This is a genomic window from Chryseobacterium populi, from assembly GCF_000282115.1.
Taxonomy (GTDB): Bacteria; Bacteroidota; Bacteroidia; order Flavobacteriales; family Weeksellaceae; genus Chryseobacterium; species Chryseobacterium populi.
In genome coordinates, this window is the sequence record NZ_AKJY01000007.1 from 16318 (window position 1) to 31968 (window position 15651).

General features: G+C 36.8%; 13 protein-coding genes. 9 read left to right on the forward strand and 4 right to left on the reverse strand.

The genetic code is table 11. The features are described 5' to 3' along the window. The 5 genes from PMI13_RS02645 to rluF all read left to right on the forward strand — a co-directional run bounded on the left by PMI13_RS02645 (window position 1) and on the right by rluF (window position 3413). On the forward strand, window positions 1-297 hold the full coding sequence (locus PMI13_RS02645) for a DUF3098 domain-containing protein (protein WP_007840406.1): 297 nt from the start codon (window positions 1-3) through the stop codon (window positions 295-297). Between the two features lie 187 nt (window positions 298-484). Then, window positions 485-1303: an undecaprenyl-diphosphate phosphatase gene (locus tag PMI13_RS02650; RefSeq protein ID WP_007840407.1), complete on the forward strand. Its 819-nt coding sequence runs from the start codon at window positions 485-487 to the stop codon at window positions 1301-1303. 98 nt (window positions 1304-1401) lie between these two features. Continuing rightward, the gene (gene truB, locus PMI13_RS02655; protein ID WP_007840409.1) at window positions 1402-2100 is read left to right on the forward strand and encodes a tRNA pseudouridine(55) synthase TruB; all 699 of its coding nucleotides are present in this window, start codon (window positions 1402-1404) and stop codon (window positions 2098-2100) included. Then, window positions 2100-2690 carry a hypothetical protein gene (locus tag PMI13_RS02660; protein WP_034733013.1) on the forward strand — a complete coding sequence of 197 codons (591 nt, stop codon included), beginning with the start codon at window positions 2100-2102 and terminating at the stop codon, window positions 2688-2690. Before truB ends, PMI13_RS02660 begins: the two co-directional genes overlap by 1 nt. After that, a complete protein-coding gene (rluF, locus tag PMI13_RS02665; RefSeq protein WP_007840413.1) occupies window positions 2691-3413 on the forward strand; it encodes a 23S rRNA pseudouridine(2604) synthase RluF in 723 nt (240 codons plus the stop codon). It begins immediately after the preceding gene. Between the two features lie 90 nt (window positions 3414-3503). Here the strand turns inward: rluF and PMI13_RS02670 are convergent, their stop codons facing one another. After that, on the reverse strand, window positions 3504-4796 hold the full coding sequence (locus PMI13_RS02670; RefSeq protein ID WP_034670584.1) for a helix-hairpin-helix domain-containing protein: 1293 nt from the start codon (window positions 4794-4796) through the stop codon (window positions 3504-3506). 143 nt (window positions 4797-4939) lie between these two features. After that, the gene (locus PMI13_RS02675; protein WP_007840418.1) at window positions 4940-5284 is read right to left on the reverse strand and encodes a MerR family transcriptional regulator; all 345 of its coding nucleotides are present in this window, start codon (window positions 5282-5284) and stop codon (window positions 4940-4942) included. A 377-nt stretch (window positions 5285-5661) separates the two neighbouring features. Here PMI13_RS02675 and PMI13_RS02680 point away from each other — a divergent pair, with 377 nt between their 5' ends. Both PMI13_RS02680 and PMI13_RS02685 read left to right on the forward strand, forming a co-directional pair. Further along, window positions 5662-8325 (forward strand): zinc-dependent metalloprotease, encoded by a 2664-nt coding sequence (locus PMI13_RS02680; RefSeq protein ID WP_007840420.1) that lies wholly within the window; start codon window positions 5662-5664, stop codon window positions 8323-8325. A 132-nt stretch (window positions 8326-8457) separates the two neighbouring features. Then, window positions 8458-9339 carry an AraC family transcriptional regulator gene (locus tag PMI13_RS02685; protein WP_007840422.1) on the forward strand — a complete coding sequence of 294 codons (882 nt, stop codon included), beginning with the start codon at window positions 8458-8460 and terminating at the stop codon, window positions 9337-9339. Window positions 9340-9350: 11 nt separating this feature from the next. On the opposite strand, the gene ccoG is transcribed toward PMI13_RS02685, so the two are convergent. Further along, the gene (ccoG, locus tag PMI13_RS02690; protein ID WP_007840424.1) at window positions 9351-10790 is read right to left on the reverse strand and encodes a cytochrome c oxidase accessory protein CcoG; all 1440 of its coding nucleotides are present in this window, start codon (window positions 10788-10790) and stop codon (window positions 9351-9353) included. Window positions 10791-11057: 267 nt separating this feature from the next. On the opposite strand from ccoG, the gene PMI13_RS02695 reads away from it, so the two are divergent. Further along, complete coding sequence (locus tag PMI13_RS02695) at window positions 11058-11951, forward strand: SMP-30/gluconolactonase/LRE family protein (protein WP_007840426.1); 894 nt, start codon at window positions 11058-11060, stop codon at window positions 11949-11951. 149 nt (window positions 11952-12100) lie between these two features. On the opposite strand, the gene PMI13_RS02700 is transcribed toward PMI13_RS02695, so the two are convergent. Continuing rightward, window positions 12101-13408 (reverse strand): DEAD/DEAH box helicase, encoded by a 1308-nt coding sequence (locus tag PMI13_RS02700; protein WP_007840427.1) that lies wholly within the window; start codon window positions 13406-13408, stop codon window positions 12101-12103. Between the two features lie 372 nt (window positions 13409-13780). Here PMI13_RS02700 and rpsA point away from each other — a divergent pair, with 372 nt between their 5' ends. Next, complete coding sequence (rpsA, locus tag PMI13_RS02705) at window positions 13781-15574, forward strand: 30S ribosomal protein S1 (RefSeq protein ID WP_007840428.1); 1794 nt, start codon at window positions 13781-13783, stop codon at window positions 15572-15574. The last annotated feature ends 77 nt before the right edge of the window (window positions 15575-15651 follow it).

The window sequence follows — 15651 nt, forward strand, 5'->3', positions numbered from 1 at the left end:
ATGAGCAAAAAAACAACTAAATTTTCTGCAGCTGAGTTTGGCAAAGAAACCGAAACTCCACAGGAAAACGCTTTTTATTTCGGACAGCAGAATTTTAAATGGATGCTGATAGGGCTGGCATTTATTGTTGTAGGTTTTCTTCTGATGATGGGAGCTGATGCCAATACAGTGGATGGGAAATTTGACCCCAATTCCTGGAATGATGACATTTTCTCTATCCGAAGAATCAGGATTGCCCCTCTGTTTGTTGTTATAGGATTCGCTATAGAAGCTTACGCGATTTTAAAAAGAAAATAAAAAATAGATTAAAAGATTAAAAGATTTAAAAATTAAAAGATCAGTTGATTAGCAGAATTCAATATTAACGGTTAGCCAGATGAGAAAATCATTCTGATTGCAGAAGTTGATATTTTAATATATCTCAAAATCCGGTCTTGTAATTTTTAAATCTTTTAGTCTTTTCATGTTTTAATTTTAAAATATTATGGATTTATTCAAAGCAATTATTATTGCCATTATAGAAGGTTTAACGGAATATCTCCCGATTTCTTCTACTGCACACATGGGCTTTGCAGCCAACTTAATGGGCTTACAGGAAGATGAGTTTTTAAAGATGTTTCAGGTGTCCATACAATTTGGGGCTATTCTGTCTGTAGTGGTAGCGTACTGGAAAAAATTCTTTGATTTTAATAATATTAAATTTTATTACAAATTAGCTTTTGCTGTTGTACCGGCTTTGGTTTTGGGATACCTGTTCGATGATAAGATAGAAGCTGTTTTAGGAAACCAGATCGCTATTTCTTCCGTATTGGTTTTAGGCGGAATTGTACTTCTGTTTGCCGACAAATGGTTTAAAAATCCTAAAATCGATGACGAAAAAGGAATTACCGTAAGAAATGCAATTACCATAGGTCTCTGGCAATGTCTGGCAATGATGCCCGGAACAAGCAGAAGTGCGGCTTCCATTATCGGAGGTATGGCTCAGGGCTTAACCAGGAAAGCTGCTGCTGAATTCTCGTTCTTTCTGGCGGTTCCTACCATGTTGGCGGTAACGGTGTATTCTGTTTTCCTCAAATCCTGGGGAAAAGAAACCGGAAATCCTCAGAAAGGATATGAAATGATTCTTGCCTCACAAGACCATATTATGATTTTTGTGGTGGGTAATATTGTAGCCTTCATCGTAGCCTTGATTGCGATTAAAGCCTTTATCGGAGTTTTAAATAAATATGGTTTCAAGCCTTGGGGCTGGTACCGTATTTTCGTAGGACTGGCTTTGCTGGTCTACTTTTACTTTTTTAAATAAATGCTAAGAGATAAATGATGATTGATCACTAATCGGTAAATATCCATAACTCAACTCATAACTCATAACTTTCTTCCAACTCTCAACTTAAAACTTATATGACAGCCGAAGAACTGCAATCCGGACATATATTTTTATTAGACAAGCCATTGGATTGGACTTCTTTCCAGGCGGTCAATAAAATGAAATACAAACTCAAAAGAGAGTTTAACCTTCCCAAGAAATTTAAAATAGGCCATGCCGGAACCCTGGATCCAAGGGCTACCGGACTTCTTATCGTATGCTGCGGGAAATTCACGAAAAAAATTCCGGAAATACAGGATGCTCCTAAAGAATACTGGACGGAGATTAAAATAGGCGTTCAGACAGAAAGTTATGATACCGAAAAACCTGAAATTCTTAATCAGGATATCTCACATATTTCAGAAGAACAGATCAGAGAGGCCCTGGGAAAATTTGTTGGGGAGATAGAGCAGAAACCTCCGGCTTTTTCGGCTATAAAGATTGATGGTGAAAGAGCTTATAACCTGGCCAGAGCAGGAGAAGAGGTGGAAATGAAATCAAGGAAAACAACCATTTTTTATATCGAAGACATCAAAATAGATCTCCCCCATATCAGTTTTATGGTAGGATGCTCCAAAGGTACCTATATCCGCAGTTTAGCTCATGATATCGGGCAGGAACTTGGAGTAGGGGGATATCTGACGCAGCTGAGGCGTACCAAAATAGGTGACTACAGCATCGAAGATGCTACCGGCCAGTATCTGGAAAACGACTTTAGATTTAACAATCCATGATGAAAAATCTACTTCTATTTTTTGCTTTATTTTTAATTAATCAGGTTAGTGGGCAGACTACAGAAGGCAAAAAGCCCAAAATGGATTTTTATATCAATCCAACCCTGAATCTGGGATATAATCTTGGAAACAGCATCAAAGACAATCAGAATAAAGATTCCCCTTATTACCAGCAGTATATTTCCCCTTATTTACCAAATAAAATTACATATGGCTTAACGGTAGTGGGCGGATACAATTTTTTACCGAACTTTGCATTGGGAACAGGTCTGAAATACAGCTTTATTGATAACAATTTTCACCTGCTGTATTGGGTAATACAGCCAAAATTTATATTTGGTCCCGGAGATGAGCCCTTTTTCATTGATGTCAATTATGGAAAGCAGATCAATCACGCTGTCGTTTCCAACTCAGATTTCTGGGGGCTGAAACTGGGTAAGCAGATTTCTTTTTCAAAAAGATTAAGCCAGGAAGGAGGTCTCATTCTTGAAAGTCATAAATTTGAAAATTCAAGTGCTGTTTTTTTAGGCCTTAGTTATGGGATAACGTTGTTCAGCAATAAAAATTATACAGGTTACGGACAAGATTAAATGGAAAAAACACGTATCAATAAATATTTATCGGAAGCCGGCTTTTGTTCAAGAAGAGCCGCAGATAAGCTATTGGAAGAAGGCAGGATAACCATCAATGGAAAAATCCCTGAGCTCGGAACAAAAGTTTCTGATGAAGACATCGTAGAAGTAGACGGGAAACCTATTCGTGAACAGGAAGATAAGCCTGTTTATATCGCTTTCAACAAACCGGTTGGCATTGTATGTACCACTGATACAAAGCGGGAAAAAAACAATATTGTAGACTATATCAACCACCCTAAAAGAATTTTCCCGATCGGCCGTTTAGATAAACCGAGTGAAGGGCTTATTCTTTTAACCAACGATGGTGATATTGTCAACAAAATTCTCAGGGCCAGGAATAATCACGAAAAAGAATACCTGGTAAGGGTAGACAAACCCATCAACCCGAGGTTTCTCGAAAAAATGCGCAGCGGAGTCCCAATCCTCGATACCGTTACCAAAAAATGTGAGGTTGAAAAAATTGATGATATGACTTTCAGAATCATACTTACCCAGGGACTCAACAGGCAGATCCGCAGGATGTGCGAATACCTGGGCTATGAAGTGAAAAAGCTGAAACGCATCCGCATCATGAATATCAAATTAGACCTTCCCATCGGAAAATGGCGTGACCTTACAGATGAAGAACTTTCTGCTTTAAACATCCTTCTCGAAGACTCAAGCAAAACAGTTGAATAAAGTGATGAGTTATAAATTATGAGTTATGAGTTGTGGGAAAAATAACTGCCAGATTTAATTATTAACTCATAACTTATCACTCATCACTCATCACTCTTTTAAGTAAAGTTTCATTCTCGCTTCATATTCCGGTTTCACTTTTAAAAGATTCCAGATTTTTTTATCATTGGGGTAGGTTACCCGGTAATAAATGATCTTATCGGCAGAATATTTGAAATAAGGATGATTCTTTAGCCATTCTTCAGGAGCGCTCACCAAAGTATACTTTTGGATATCTGATGTATTTAGTTTACAGATCGAAATTAGCTTCTGAACAAGGTCTTTATTGATATTGTATGTATCTAAAATTTGTTGTTTGTTAACAAATCCACCCAGTTTTTTCCTGAAACCAAGCATGGAACCGGCACTTCTTTCATCCAGCCCGAATTCTATAAGCTGTTTAAACGTAATCGAATTCAGATCAACGGTTGAAAAATCTGTTTTTTCCTGTTGTATTCCTGAACTTAGATTGGTACTGTTCTTTGTATTTTTCAGATCAATGTTAATATAAGGTTTGAGTTCCTGAAATTTTTCAGCGGAAATAACAAAACATTTTTCAAGGTCACTCAAACTTCTGAAACTGCCTTTTAAATTCCGGTCACGATAATTTACAATAACCTTAGCCTGATTTTGTGAGAAACCCAATGCCTGCCAACCCTCAATATCCAAAATATTGGGATCAAAAGGCTGATATTGGATTTTAGATTTATAATGACTAATGCTTTTAAAATTCTCAGGAGTTTTCTCCGGAAGAATTAAATAAGGAGCAAGCTTTTTATATTTCTCATCACTGATTATAAAACATTCCTTAAACTTTTCTTTACTGATGAAGTTTCCGCCTAAATATCCTTTGTATTTTATAATAGCCTCTGCCTGTTTCTCACTAAACCCGGTGTTGATCCAGTCATTAACAGAAAAATGATCAGGATTGAATTTTCCTGAAACGGTAATTGTTCTGTTCCCGAAATTTTCAAATTGCCCGGATCTTGCTTCTTTATTGGTTTCAGGAAGTAAAATAAAAGCATTTAATTCAATAAATTTTTCTTCTGAAACAGCATAGCATTTTTTGAATTGTTCTTTAGAAGTAAATTTTCCACCTATGATCTTTTTGTAATTCAGAATGGTTGAGGTCTGTTTGTCAGAAAAACCTAATTGCTGCCATTGTTTCTCACTCAGATCATTTGGGTCAAACTCAGATAAATGTACTGGAACAGATGCTTCAGAAATGAATTTCACATCAGAAAAATCTTCTTTTTCCTTACTCGTTAATTTCTGAAAGCCTAATAATACAATGAGTAACATTCCCAGGAATGCCACCTTTTGGTAATAGCTTTTTTTCATCATACTGTAAACTTAATCAAAAAAATAAATTGATAAGCAGTTGAATGATAAAAATCTGGTTAACAGGATGTTTTGTGAATTTTTTGTCGGGTTTTAATGTCCAAAATAAATCCAAATTAGTTTTTTTGGAAATTTATTTAATGTAATCATTCCGAATCTCTTTCCCCTAAAGAATCTTTCAGCTTCAGGAGCTCAGCTTTTACAAATTCAAGCCGGTCGATCATCGTGATGGTTTCCGAAATTTTACTGTTGGTTGTTAAAGCTATTTTAGCTCCATCCAGTGTATAGCCCTTCTCTTTTACGAGATGATAGATAATCTGTAGATTTTTAATGTCTTCCGGAGTGAAATAGCGGTTGCCTTTTTTGTTTTTTTTAGGCTTAATGATAGGGAATTCCTGTTCCCAGTACCGTATCAGTGAGGTGTTTACTTCAAATGCTTTAGCCACTTCTCCTATAGAATAATACAGTTTGTCAGGTAAATTTATCTTCATTTTCGAATCCTAAAATTCAAAGATAAAACTTTTTTAAAGTTTGTTACAAATATAGATCACTCAAATATGTCTTTATTCATCGGATTCTTTTTTCTGCCTGTTTATTTTTATTTTATTCTTATCTGTTTTTTATGTTTTTTTACCGCATAAACAGGCGTGTTTATTTATTTTATTTATAAATAGAAGCGATTTTTATTAGTAAAATGCTAATATTATCAGTAAATTATGTTGTTTGTTTTAATTTTTTATCTTAATTTGGAGAATATTTTTTAACAGAGCAAAATATTGGTATATAGAAGGGAGGATATCTAAGAAGTGTTGGTGGAAAGTGAATGGTAAGAAGAAAAAAAATTATTATCAACCAAAATTATATTAACATGAAACGCAAATTATTTATTTTCGCGCTGCTCATTCCCTTTTTGGGATTCTCGCAGTGGTCACGAACCGAATTACGATCGCAAAACGTAAAAAAATCTCAGGAGAAGCTGGAATATTCAGCTCTTTATTCATTGAACACAAATGAGCTTATCCAGACTCTTAAAAATGCACCTTCACGGGCATCCGGAAGCAAAGGGATTCTTATTTCAATCCCTACCGTCAATGGTAAAATTGAAAGATTCCAGGTTTGGGAATTTTCAAACATGGCTCCCGAATTACAGGCAAAATATCCTGATATCAGGTCTTATGTAGGTGCAGGAGTGGAAGACCCCACTGCTTATCTAAGATTCAGTATCTCACCTGTAGGTTTTTCATCAATGATTACCCGTTCAGGAATTTCAGAGTATATTGAACCTTATACCAATGACAGAAGTGTTTATGCTGTTTTTGATTCAAAATCAAGGAAAGACCAGGATCCTGATCCTTTTCAGTGCGGCACGACAGAGGAGGCAGAAAAAATCTCTGCGGGAAAGGGAGGTAACACTTCCAAATTAGCCGGGTTTAATACCTTCAGACTGGCTTTATCGTGTACCGGAGAATATGCTGCTTACCATTTAACAGTAGCGGGAACACCATCCGGGGCAACAGATGCAGTAAAAAAAGCAGTGATATTGGCTGCCATGAATGCTTCTGTAACCAGACTTAACAGTGTTTTTGAAAAAGATTTATCCCTGCATTTTAACCTGATTGCCAATAATGATGCCATCATTTTCTTAGATGCGGCTTCAGATCCTTATACAAGTGGAGGCCCGAATGAGGCCCAAACAGGAATTTCCGGTGTTATTGCTTCTGAAGATTACGATATGGGTCACCTGATCGATAAAAAGGATGCCAACGGAGCTGCAGGAGTAGGTGTGATCTGTCTTGTCGGTCAGAAAGCAAGAGGGTGGACAGCACATAATTTCCCTGAAGGTGACAAATTTGACATTGATTATGTAGCTCACGAAATGGGGCACCAGCTGGGAGCCGGACATACCTATACCTCACACTCTTCACAGGCAGACCAGAAAGTTGAACCGGGCAGTGGAAGTACGATTATGGCTTATACAGGGATTATCGGTGGCAATCTGGATGTACAGTTTAATTCCAATGATTATTACCATATTAACAGTATAAATCAGATTAAAAATAAAATCAATTCTGTAACCTGCGGTGCCAACGTACCATTTACGGCACCAGCACCTGCTGTTACTGTAGGAGGAGCAGCTTACACGATCCCAAGTTCAACCGCTTTTGTTATTAAAGGAACAACAGCAGATGCCAATCCTGCGGCTTATACTTATACCGTAGAGCAGACAGACCAGGCAGCGGCAGCGCAGATAGGAGCGAATTCATTTGCTTATGCAGCAAAGCCTACAGGTCCTACTTTCAGATCTGTGACTCCGGTAAGTACTCCGGTAAGATATTTTCCTGATTTTAATAAAGTGCTGGCAGGGGTACTGACCACCAGATGGGAGTCTGTGTCCAGTGTGGCAAGACCACTTAATTTTAATATGTCTGTGAGAAATAATAATCCGCTGCAACCTCAGATTGGACAAAGCTCAACAGTTGTAACGGTGGATGCTGCTTCAGGGCCTTTTGCTATCACAGCACCTGCTTTTGGGCAGTCAACCAGTTCAGGAGGAACAACTACAGTAACCTGGAATGTTGCCAATACTACAGCTGCTCCGGTAAGTACTGCCAATGTTAATATTAAATTATCTACAGATGGAGGCCTTACATTTACGACTCTTGCTGCCAATACAGCCAACGATGGTAGCGAGCAGGTGACAATTCCAGCGGGGTCTACTTCTTCTAACGCTTATATTTTAGTGGAAGCCGTAAACAACATCTATTATGCAGTAAGCCCAAGTTTCGTGATTGATTATACAGTAACAGGTGAAACATGTAATACCTATACTTACAGTGGACCGGCTGTAACAATTACAGACGGACCTGGAGGAAATGCAATATCTTCACCGAGAGTCCTGGCTCCGCTAACAATAAACAATACGGGTACAATTACAAAAATTAAAGTAACTCCAAACATCGCACACACATATGTTCAGGATCTTGCAGTAGGAATAGAAGCTCCTAACGGGACTTCGGCTCTTATCTGGAACAGATCATGTACTTCGCAGGATAATATTATTGCTGCGTTTAGTGATACAGGAGCGGCTGCTACCTGTACTACTCCAATTCAGGGAGAAGTACAATCATATGAGTCTTTAGGAATCTTTAAAGGCCATAAAGCTCAGGGGGTATGGAAATTATTTGCATCCGATAACTTTGTAGGAGATCAGGGAACAATCAATTCATGGGCGATTGAAGTGTGTACTCAAACGACACAAGTTTTAGGAATAAATGAAATGCCTGTTCAGAATAATGATATTAAAATATATCCGAACCCTAGTAATGGTAATTTCTTCATCAAATCAAGAAACTTATCCGGAGAGGTTAAAGTGACCTTATATGATTCCAGCGGTAGATTGATTCATTCTTCTTCTTATCAGGGAGGTGGAGACAATACCCAGGAATTTAATCTAAGTATGCCTAAAGGAGTTTATATCATCAATGTAAATTCAACAAAAGGGGCTTACAGTCAAAAATTGATTATTAAATAACTTTTAATACTCAAATAATTTACAGGGATTAGCATTTTGTTAATCCCTGTTTTTTTGCAGTGAATTTTTATCAAGAATACTGTTTTTAATGGTTAAACAAAATGCTTTGCTTATTTTTGATATAAAAAAAGGATGGACTCTATTTCGGTGCTTCATATTAATCTTTTTCAGCCTGAAAAAAGTACCTCGGATTTCTATTTTAGTACCATGAAAAATCATCTGGTTTCAAGCCATAAGCATATTGAGAAACCACACCGTCATGATTTTTATGTTACCGTTCTTTTCACCAAAGGAACCGGTGTTCATGAGATCGATTTTCAGAAGTATGAAGTTTCAGAAGGAAGTCTTTTCTTTTTGTCTCCGGGTCAGGTCCACAGCTGGGAACTTTCACCGGAAACAGATGGCTATATTTTCTTTTTTTCCCAGGGGTATTATGATATGCATTATGTGAATCAGAAGCTCAGGAATTTTCCTTTTTTTAATTCGGCGGCCTTTCCTAGAAAGCTACAGCTTGAAATGCCGGAATTACAGAGAATCACCACTTTATTTCAGGAAATTGAACATGAATATCATGCCCGGAACCTGATGAAAAATGAATATATTCTTTCTCTTATTTCCAAAATATACATCAATGTTGCAAGACAGTTTTCCAAAGATTATGATACATTGGTTTCATCACCAAGCATTTCTTATTTTAAGCATTACCAGGATTTTGAAAAATTGCTGGAAGAGTATTTTACCTCTCAGAAATTAATTTCCTATTACGCTTCTATGATGGGTATTTCGCCTAAGCATTTAAACAGGGTTACCCGGATCGTAGTTCAGAAAACAGCTACGGAAGTGATTACCGAAAGACTGATGCTTGAAGCTAAAAGAATGCTGATGTACCTTGATGAAAGCCTTGTGGAAATTGCTTTTCGTTTAGGATATGAAGAATATTCCTATTTTGCAAGGGTATTCCGGAAAAACTCGGGAATGACACCTACACAGTTTATCAGGAAATATAAATCTTAAAGTTTCATAGCCTATAAAAGCAGCTTAAATGGTCCTTCAAATGTGGTTTCAAAAGAATCCAGCATTTTTCCGTTCTGATCAAATACCCCGATGACAATATTTTGCTTTGAAAACCTGATCTTGGTTTCAGGAAAAGTGATGTTGATATTTCCTTTCAGGATTTCATCGCCTTTCAAAATAATTTTATCTGATCCGAAGAAGGTGATTTCTCCATTTTCAGGGCTCATTACTTTGATGGACAATACTTTTCTTTCATTGGTTTTATTCAGGAAAGTATAGATGAAAGTATTGGTGATTTTTCCGTTTCGGGTAAAAAATGTAGATCCGGCAGGTTTGATGAACTTCGCTTCCATCGTTCCTCTGTCATAAAGTAAAAATCCCAGAAAGCCGATGAGTAATGCAAGAAATACGGAAGTGGCTTTCATTCTCGATGTAAACCTGAATTTCTCCTGGTTTTCAATTTCAGCTTCGGTAGCATAACGGATCAGGCCTTTTGGAAGACTTACTTTTTCCATAATTTCATCGCAGGCATCAATACATGCGGTACAATTGATGCATTCCAGCTGCTGGCCGTTTCTGATATCAATCCCCGTAGGGCATACCACGACACACTGCTGGCAGTCGATACAATCTCCTTTACCGGTTGCTTTCCTGTCTTCTCCGTTTCTCCATTTGGAACGGTTTTCCCCTCTCCTGAAATCATAATAAACATTAATGGTCTGCTTGTCGATCAAAACTCCCTGAAGCCTTCCGTAAGGGCAAACCAATGTACACACCTGCTCACGGAGCCATGCAAAAGTAAAATAGAATATTGCCGTAAAAGAAAGCATGACCATAAATTGCAAAGCATTTTCTGCCGGCCCCTGTATCATGATCCTGAAAACTTCCCGGTACCCCACAATATACATGAACATAAAATGGGTAATAAGTAATGAAATCAATGTAAATGCAGACCATTTCAGCAGTCTTTTCCTGATTTTTTCAGTATCCCAATCCTGCCTGTCGAGCTTCATCTGCTTGTTTCGGTCACCTTCGATCCAGTATTCTATTTTTCTGAAAACCATTTCCATAAAAAGGGTCTGCGGACAAAGCCAGCCACAGAATATCCTTCCAAAGACTACGGTAAAAAGCATGACGAAAATAACAGAAGTTACCGCACCCAGAGCCAAAATAAAAAAATCCTGCAGGTAAAACGGCTGCCCGAAAATAAAAAATTTTCTGTCGATTACATTGATCAGCAGGAAAGGGTTGTTCCTGATTTTGATGAAAGGAAGAATAAAAAATAAAGTCAGCAGTACATAGCTGGTGTAATTTCTGTAGCTGGTATATTTTCCTTTAGGTTTACGGGGGAAAACCCATTTTCTTTTCCCTGTCTCATCCATTGTTCCCACCGAATTTCTGAAGGCTTCATGCTCTGTTTCTGAAGGTTTAATCCCGGGCTGTACACTCATCGTCTTGCAGTTTTATAATTGAAAGTCCTGAAAGAGATTATCATTGGTTTTAATAATCTCGTATTTTACAAATCCTTTTCTGAAAAAGCATGTGGGATTTGATTAATGCAAAGCTCTTGATTAAACCTTTTCCTAACTAATATTATCTACTTATAAAATAGGATAATTAGGACATTTTTTTAGTTTAAATTAATATATCAAAATGAGAAAATAAAAATTGAATTTCATTTTTTGATGTTGTAAATTGTCGGCTTAAAATAATGGAGAATGAAAAATATCTTTAAAACAGGTCTGGTTGGTTTGGTTTTCGCATTGGTAAATTGCCAATCAGTAAATTATAACAAAATGTTTTATCATGATGTAAAGCCTGAAATGGTCTCTGATAAATTTAGTTTTACAGAAGGGCCGTCTTCAGATAAAGAAGGAAATGTATACTTTACAGATCAGCCGAATGATAAGATTTATTATTGGGACTGGAAGACCAATACGATCATCGAGTTTTTAAGTAAAAGTGGACGGGCGAACGGAACTCATTTCGATAAAGATGGTAATCTGATTACATGTTCCGATGATCAGGGAGAAATCTGGAAAATATCTAAAGATAAAAAAGTAAAAGTGCTGTTAAAAGGCTTTGAAGGAAAAAGACTAAACGGCCCCAATGACGTATGGAATGATTCTTTTGGAGGAATGTATTTTACAGATCCGTTGTACCAGAGAGATTATTGGGTTAATTTTAAACAGGAAATTCCACATAAAAGCCTTTATTACAGGAATAAAGAAGGTGAAATTATAAAGCTGGAAACTTTTACACAGCCTAATGGGATTGTAGGAAGTGAAAAATTTAAAAAACTTTACGTCTCAGATATAGATGCCGGAAAAACGTATGTTTATGATATTCTGGGGGAAGGGAAATTATCTGAGAAAAAATTGTTCTGTGAAATGGGTTCAGACGGAATGACACTGGATAAACATGGAAACCTTTATTTAACAGGAAAAGGGGTAACTGTTTTTAATCGTGAAGGAAAAAAGATTTATCAGATTCCGATTCCTGAAGACTGGACTTCCAATGTAACTTTTGGAGGAAAAAATAATGAGGTTTTATTTATCACCGCTTCAAAATCGGTCTATACTTTACCGACAAGAGTAAGAGGAACGAGATAATTATTAAAAATTAAACCGAAAGATATATAAACCATTAAGATTTCATTCAGAGATTAAGGTAATGAAGAAAAACATTTCTGCTTTTTAACTTAAAGCAGCTCAACTTAATATTCTTAATAACTTAAAAAAATCTTAATGGTTTTAAAATTTTAATAAGCTACTTCCATTTTCACTTTCTTACCTTTCAGCTTTTCATTGGCTAATTTTTTCAACAAAGGATTTACTTTATTTCTTGCTACCGCAACGTAAGAAGTAGTGTCTTTTACTTCAATCAGACCGATATCTTCTTTTTGCAATTCCCCTTTTTTGATCAGATAACCTACAATATCTACCTTGTTGACCTTATCTTTTTTTCCGGCGCTGATGTAAACTGTCTGAAAAGGTGTTTTTCCGGGAGCTTTGCTGAACCCGGTAACACTTTCTTCCGGGGTATTGTTTTTAATGAAAGGGAAATTTTCATCCTCAGTCATAATCAAATAAGCAAAACCTTTGGCATTCATTCTTGCCGTACGTCCGTTTCTGTGAATAAAAGCATCTTCTTTGGGAGGAAGCTGATAATGAACAATCGATTCAACTTCCGGGACATCCAGCCCGCGGGAGGCAAGATCTGTTGTAATTAAAATCCTTGCAGAGTCATTCCTGAATTTTAATAAGGCACGTTCCCTTTCATCCTGTTCCATACCGCCGTGGAAAGTTTCGCGGTCAATTCCTTTTTCGCGTAAAAGCTCAGAAATACGGTCTACTGCTTCACGGTGGTTACAGAAGATCAGGGTCCTTTTATTCCCTATTTTACAGATTAAGTTAAAGAGCGTATCTAACTTTTCTTCAGGAATAGTCATGACTCTTTTTAACTGAATATCCGGTTTAGCTTCATTTAATTTTAGAAAATCAACGGTTTTCTCATTCTTCAGGCCGGTGAATTCTGGAATCTCATCCATTGCCGTGGCAGAAGTCAGAATACGTTGAGAAAGATTTTTCAATGAGCCAATAATAAATTCCATATCATCATGGAAGCCTAATTCCAAAGCTTTATCAAATTCATCCAAAACTAAAGTCCGGATAGTAGCAGGATCAAAATTGTTATTTCTTAAATGATAAACAACCCGTCCCGGAGTCCCAATCAGTATGGCTGGAGCTTCAGTTAAATTATTGACTTCAATTTTCTTGTCATGGCCTCCATAGCATACGGAAACCTTGAAATCTGTTCCCATTGCTTTAAAAACCTGCTCAATCTGTAATGCCAGTTCTCTGGCAGGAACTAAAATCAAAGCCTGAACTCCCTGAACATCCTTTTTAAGATTTCTGAGAACCGGAAATAAAAAAGCCAGGGTTTTTCCTGAGCCGGTAGGAGAGAGCAGGACAATATCTGTATTATTTTCAGATACTTTATAAGCCGATTTCTGCATCTGATTCATATCCTGAATCTGCAGTTTTTGATAAATTGATTCTAATTCCATTTTGCAAAGGTAGTGATTTGGGAGTTGTGAGTTATGAGTTGTGAGTTATGAGTTATGAGTTATGAGTGGTGAAGGGGGTTGGTTAGATTTAGATAACTAAACTTTTAATCATAAAGCCTTTCAACAGTTTGTCACCCATCTTTTAATTCTTAAATCTTTTAATCTTAATAATGTATATTGATTATCAGTGTTTATGATAAGATTGTGCATGCGGAAAATTCTTGTTTATTTTAAATAAAATTTGTACATTTGCACCCACTTTTGTGGAATAGGTTTGAAAGGGTAAAATATTAAAAATTAATTACTTCCGTATTTTTTGATCCACATTTATTCAAACCATTAAAAAAGAAGGAATACAAATTTTATTAGAAAATGTCAAAAGAGACAAATTCAGCAGAGGTTTTATTAAACCAAAACGTAGCACCGGAACAATTTGACTGGGATTCTTTCGAATCAGGTCTTGATGCAGATGCGAGAAAAGAAAAAAGCGATTTAGAGGAAATCTACAACGGATCTCTTAACAACTTAGACGATAACGACGTATTAGTTGGAAAAGTAGTGAGATTAACTGACAAAGAAGCTATCGTAGACATCAACTTCAAATCTGAAGGTGTTATTTCTCTTAACGAATTCCGTTACAACCAAGGCCTTAAAGTAGGTGATGAGGTTGAAGTAATGGTTGACAGAAGAGAAGACAAAACTGGTCAGTTACAATTATCTCACAGAAAAGCAAGAACGCTTAAAGCTTGGGATAAAGTAAATGAACTTCACGAAACAGGTGAAATCGTAAACGGTTTTGTGAAATCAAGAACTAAAGGAGGTATGATCGTTGACGTACACGGAATCGAAGCATTCTTACCTGGTTCTCAAATTGACGTTAAGCCAATTAAAGATTACGATCAGTTCGTAGGTAAAACTATGGAGTTCAAAGTGGTGAAAATCAACCCTGAGTTCAAAAACGTAGTAGTATCTCACAAAGCATTGATCGAAGCAGATATCGAAGGTCAGAAAAAAGAAATCATCGCTCAGCTTGAAAAAGGTCAGGTTCTTGAAGGTACTGTTAAGAATATTACTTCTTACGGTGTATTCATCGACTTAGGAGGTGTTGATGGATTGATCCACATTACAGACCTTTCTTGGTCTAGAGTGAACCACCCATCTGAGATTTTAGAAGACGGACAAACTGTAAAAGTTGTTATCCTTGATTTCGATGATGAGAAAACAAGAATCCAGTTAGGTATGAAGCAATTAGAAGCTCATCCTTGGGATGCTCTTTCTGCTGACTTGAAAGTTGGAGACAAAGTAAAAGGAAAAGTAGTTGTTCTTGCTGACTATGGTGCATTCGTAGAAATCGCTCCAGGTGTAGAAGGATTGATCCACGTTTCTGAAATGTCTTGGTCTACTCACTTGAGATCTGCCGGTGACTTCGTAAAAGTAGGTGATGAAGTAGAAGCTGAAGTATTAACTTTAGATAGAGAAGAAAGAAAAATTTCTCTTGGTATCAAGCAATTGTCTAAAGATCCATGGGAAAATATCGAAGCTAAATATCCTGTGGGATCTAAGCATGTAGGAACTGTAAGAAACTTCACAAACTTTGGTGTATTCGTAGAGTTGGAAGAAGGTATCGACGGGTTGATCTACATCTCTGATCTTTCTTGGACTAAGAAAATCAAGCACCCATCTGAATTCTGTGCTGTAGGTGATAAATTAGATGTTATCGTTCTTGAATTGGATATCCAGGCAAGAAGATTGTCTTTAGGTCACAAACAATTAACTGAAAACCCTTGGGATGCATTCGAAACTAAGTATGCTGAAGGAACGATCCACGCTGGTAAGGCTGTAGAAGTTCACGATAAAGGAGCTTCTGTACAATTCGAAGATGCTGAAGTAGAAGCATTCTGTCCTTCAAGATTATTAGAGAAAGAAGATGGGTCTAAAATTAAAAAAGGTGAAGAAGCTGACTTCAAGGTAATCGAATTCAATAAAGAATTCAAAAGAGTAGTAGTATCTCACACAGGTATCTTCAGAGATGAAGAGAAGAAAAATGTAAAAGAATCCGGTAACAGATCTAATACATCTTCATCTTCTTCTAATGAAGAAAGATCTACACTTGGAGATATCGACGCATTAGCCGAATTGAAAAGAAAAATGGAAGAAGGTAAATAATCCTTAATCTATTGATGAATATGAGAGGCTGTCTCAAAAGTGAGACAGTCTTTTTTTTATGCTCAAAAAGAAAGGAA